The sequence below is a fragment of the Bacillus sp. AP50 genome (assembly GCF_040492675.1).
Lineage (GTDB): Bacteria > Bacillota > Bacilli > Bacillales > Bacillaceae_G > Bacillus_A > Bacillus_A cereus.
Genome location: NZ_JBEUTW010000362.1, coordinates 1 through 3,647, shown reverse-complemented (window position 1 = coordinate 3,647; position 3,647 = coordinate 1). Strand labels below are relative to the sequence as shown.

The window sequence follows — 3,647 nt, the reverse complement described above, 5'->3', positions numbered from 1 at the left end:
GTTCAAAACTTCGTGCTTCTGGAAACATTTCTTCAATTAAAATAAGTACCTTCTGAGCAATTCCTTTCCCTTGATAGATTGGATGAATAAACATTGGACTAATCCAAAATTTATAAGGTAGTTCTTTTGCGGATATACATATCGCTCCAACAAGTTTCGAATCTATTATCACCTTATAAAAATTACTGCTGGGATTATTTATTCTAAAAATAGTTTTTTCAATAGTTTCATTTGCTGGATTTGTTTCATAGTCTTTATATTTATGTAATAAAGAGCTAAATGAGTCTATTTGCATTTGAAATATAACTTCTGCATCAGTTTCTGTCACCTTTTCTAATATAATCTCCATGTTACCAATTTAGACGCTTTCTTAAAGAAGTAATATGAGCGGTATGGTGACGACCATGCCATGCATATAGTCCTATTGCAACAGCAAGTTTTGTTTCACCAGTTTCAGGATGGTTAAATGTCTTTTCTAAATCTTCAATTTCTAGAGAATATAAAAGATTAACCCATCTTTTATGTAATGAATCTAGCATTACTAGTGAAACATCTACCGGTAATTTTGAATCAGGTAACTCTGCCCACTTCTCTTCTTTATACGGCTTAATAGTTGGATTCTTTTCTGTCAGTGCTAATTTAAAGCGTATGTAGCTATTCATATGGCTATCAACGACGTGATGAACTACTTGACGTACAGTCCAACCTCCAACGCGATATGGTGTATCTAACTGCTTCTGATCTAAATCTTTAATTGCCTTTGTTAGTTCATTAGGTAAATCTTCAATTTCTTGAATCCATGTATCAATCATTTCTTCAGTTATAGGACGTTTGTATGTAAATTGGCCAATTGGATAACGTAAATCATTCATGAATAAGTCCTCCTTATTATAAGTGCGAAGTATTTCTCCAAATATAGTGTACAAACTTCACATGTTCTCCATTTAATTCTACAGATGTTATATCTGATTCGTTTTGATAAGAAGAAAATCCGCTTTTTTCTAGTACAATTTGTGATGCGAGATTATTAGTCGTTGTTTTAGCATGAACTTCAGTAATTTCATTATTTTTCGCTACATCTAAAATTAATTTTACGGCTGCTGTTGCAACTCCTTTTTTAGTGAATTTTTCTCCGACACGATACCCGAGCGAACTAATTCGAGTTTCCGTATCTATATCTACTAAATTGATTCGCCCTACAATTTCTTTTTCTTCATTACGAATTAAATAAAAATAAGAATCTCCATCTGCCTGTTCTATTAATAAATCGTCTAGTAGTTTTTGGAAATATTCAAATTCAAAATATTTCGAGCCACGATTTGGTACCATTGTTTCAAAAAAAGATTTATTTGTAAGTTCAAACGTAAATAAATCCTTAGCATCTTGTTTCTTTAGTTGCTCTATGTATATTTCCATCCCGTATTCTCCTTCTTGATTTACTAACTGTTATACATTCTTTTTTAATCAATTATATTCCTGCTATTTCTTTCGATTAAGTAATACAGATAGTAGCACTTTCGGATGAAAGAGATGAAATGGACTACGAATTAAATTCATCACTCGTACTAACCGAATATAAACATCAGAATTACTTGCGGATAGTCGATATATTTGCTTCGTATACCATAGTTGAAATTTTTGTTTTGTAGTTAATTCTCTCTTTAGTTGCGGGTGACGTGATATTTCTGTTGTTGTCATATCCCAAGGGGTTTCTATTATAGTAGCTGCCTTTTTATAAAATTGCTGTGTAAATGTTTTATCAAGTTGTTTTCTATCTTGCAAAAGTAATTGCAATTGGTGAGCCTCCATAGCAGCAACTGATACGCCTTGGCCGAAAACGGGATCAAAACGACATTGCGCATCTCCAATAACTAATAATCCTTCTGGTACATTATTCACTAAATCAAATCGCCGGCGTACTTGATAAGGAATTTTGTATGTCTTTATATCAGTAATTCCCTCAGCCTTATTTAAGAAGTCTGTAACATTAGAAATTGATAGATTTTCAGCAAAATCATAAAACTCATCATCTGTTTGTGGTGCTTTCTCATTTGCGTATCCACTAAAAGTAACAAAATAACGATTATCTTCTATCGTTTGAATAAGAACGCCATAAGGGTTATCAGGGAAACTAGGAGACATTAGCATATTACAACAGTCTAACTCCTCATTTTCTTTAAGTTTGAACATTTTCGTTGCGTAAAATAAATCAATACGAACTTTCTCTTCTTGTACTTTAATTTCGTATTCTCGTAGCCACTCTATACTTTTTGAGCCAAATCCACTCGCATCAACTACAAGATCCGCATGAACTTCTTCTTGTGTGTTTGTCTCTAAATATTTAACTTTTACTCCACACACTTTGTTAAGCTTTGCATCTACCAATAACCCTTTAACCAATGTTTCATATTTAATAGTAATATTTGAAATTTGATGTATTCGTTTTTGAATATGCCATTCTAGCAAAGGACGACTTTGTTGAATCATATGTACTTCCCCTATGAACGGTTGTTTCCATAGACCGAATTGATGCCATTTCAAATCACGCGTAAAGTTGTTTATAATACTACCCGCTTCTATTAATTCGTTCGTAATATTAGGAAACAATTCTTCAATTGTGTTTTCTCCACCTTTTAATAACACGTGAGGATGATTACTTTGTGGAACTCTTTTTCTCGAAGACTTTCCATCCCATCTTTCACCAGCTTCTATAATGATTACTTCTTTAAAAGAAGTTGATAATGCTTTTGCTGCAAACTTTCCTGCCATACTTCCACCAATAACGATAGCCTTATTAAACATATTTTCCCCCTTAATAAAAAGAGATCCTGGCCTTGTATGAATGAAACAGGATCTTAAACTAATTAACTTCTTTATCATTATACTTAAAATACATCAGTAAATTGCAACATTAAAATTAAAATACCTAATCCCCATACGTAATACGCGAATACTTTTAAGGAGTGACGTTTTAAATATTGAATCATCCATGAAACGGCTATGTATCCAAAAAACGCTGCTGATAACGTTCCGACAATTAAAGATGTACTAGAAATAGATTCTGCTTTCCCTTGAAAAACGTCTACAAATTGCAAAATGATAGCTCCAACGATGGCTGGTGTCGATAGTAAAAAAGAAAAGTAAGCAGCAGTTTCACGGTCTAATTTTCTCCATAATGCAGCGACAATTGTCATTCCAGAACGGGAAATGGCTGGAAAAATAGCAGCAGCTTGAAATGAACCGATAATTAATGCGTCTTTATATGTTATGTCATCCATTTTTTTACGACCATTCTTTTGTTTATCTGCCATGTAGAGAAAGAATCCGGTCACTAAAAACTCCCAACCGATCGTGATTCCTGTTTTTGAAATATCTTCAAAGAAGTCTTTAAACAATAAACCAATTACAACTGCGGGTATTGTCCCAACGATAAGTAATAACATGAGCTTTGAAAATGGGTTTTTAATTAAATATATAAATTCTTTTTTGTAATAAATAAAAACCGCAAGTAAAGTCCCAATATGCAGCATCGTATCTAAAAATAAGCCAGCCTCATCTAATCGGAACAAATGCCTTCCTAAATAAAGATGTCCGGTACTACTGATTGGTAAAAATTCTGTTAAACCTTGAATTATACCTAGTATGAA

Annotated in this window: 5 protein-coding genes; all 5 read right to left on the bottom strand. The window is 32.9% G+C overall.

Translation table 11 applies throughout. From position 1 onward, the window contains the following. Positions 1 to 349: GNAT family N-acetyltransferase (locus ABWK52_RS22375; RefSeq protein ID WP_353772140.1), on the bottom strand; the 349-nt coding region annotated here is incomplete at its 3' end. A gap of 1 nt (position 350) precedes the next feature. Further along, a complete protein-coding gene (locus tag ABWK52_RS22370) occupies positions 351 to 872 on the bottom strand; it encodes a YfiT family bacillithiol transferase (RefSeq protein WP_000999070.1) in 522 nt (173 codons plus the stop codon). Positions 873 to 888: 16 nt separating this feature from the next. Continuing rightward, positions 889 to 1,416: a GNAT family N-acetyltransferase gene (locus ABWK52_RS22365; RefSeq protein WP_000409242.1), complete on the bottom strand. Its 528-nt coding sequence runs from the start codon at positions 1,414 to 1,416 to the stop codon at positions 889 to 891. 63 nt (positions 1,417 to 1,479) lie between these two features. Continuing rightward, a complete protein-coding gene (locus ABWK52_RS22360; protein WP_000482063.1) occupies positions 1,480 to 2,802 on the bottom strand; it encodes an FAD-dependent oxidoreductase in 1,323 nt (440 codons plus the stop codon). An 83-nt stretch (positions 2,803 to 2,885) separates the two neighbouring features. Then, positions 2,886 to 3,647: undecaprenyl-diphosphate phosphatase (locus tag ABWK52_RS22355; protein ID WP_353772139.1), on the bottom strand; the 762-nt coding region annotated here is incomplete at its 5' end.

Coding starts and splice junctions, on each gene's coding strand:
- ABWK52_RS22370 (WP_000999070.1), bottom strand. CDS start 872: ATGAATGATTTACGTTATCCAATTGGCCAATTTACATACAAACGTCCT.
- ABWK52_RS22365 (WP_000409242.1), bottom strand. CDS start 1,416: ATGGAAATATACATAGAGCAACTAAAGAAACAAGATGCTAAGGATTTA.
- ABWK52_RS22360 (WP_000482063.1), bottom strand. CDS start 2,802: ATGTTTAATAAGGCTATCGTTATTGGTGGAAGTATGGCAGGAAAGTTT.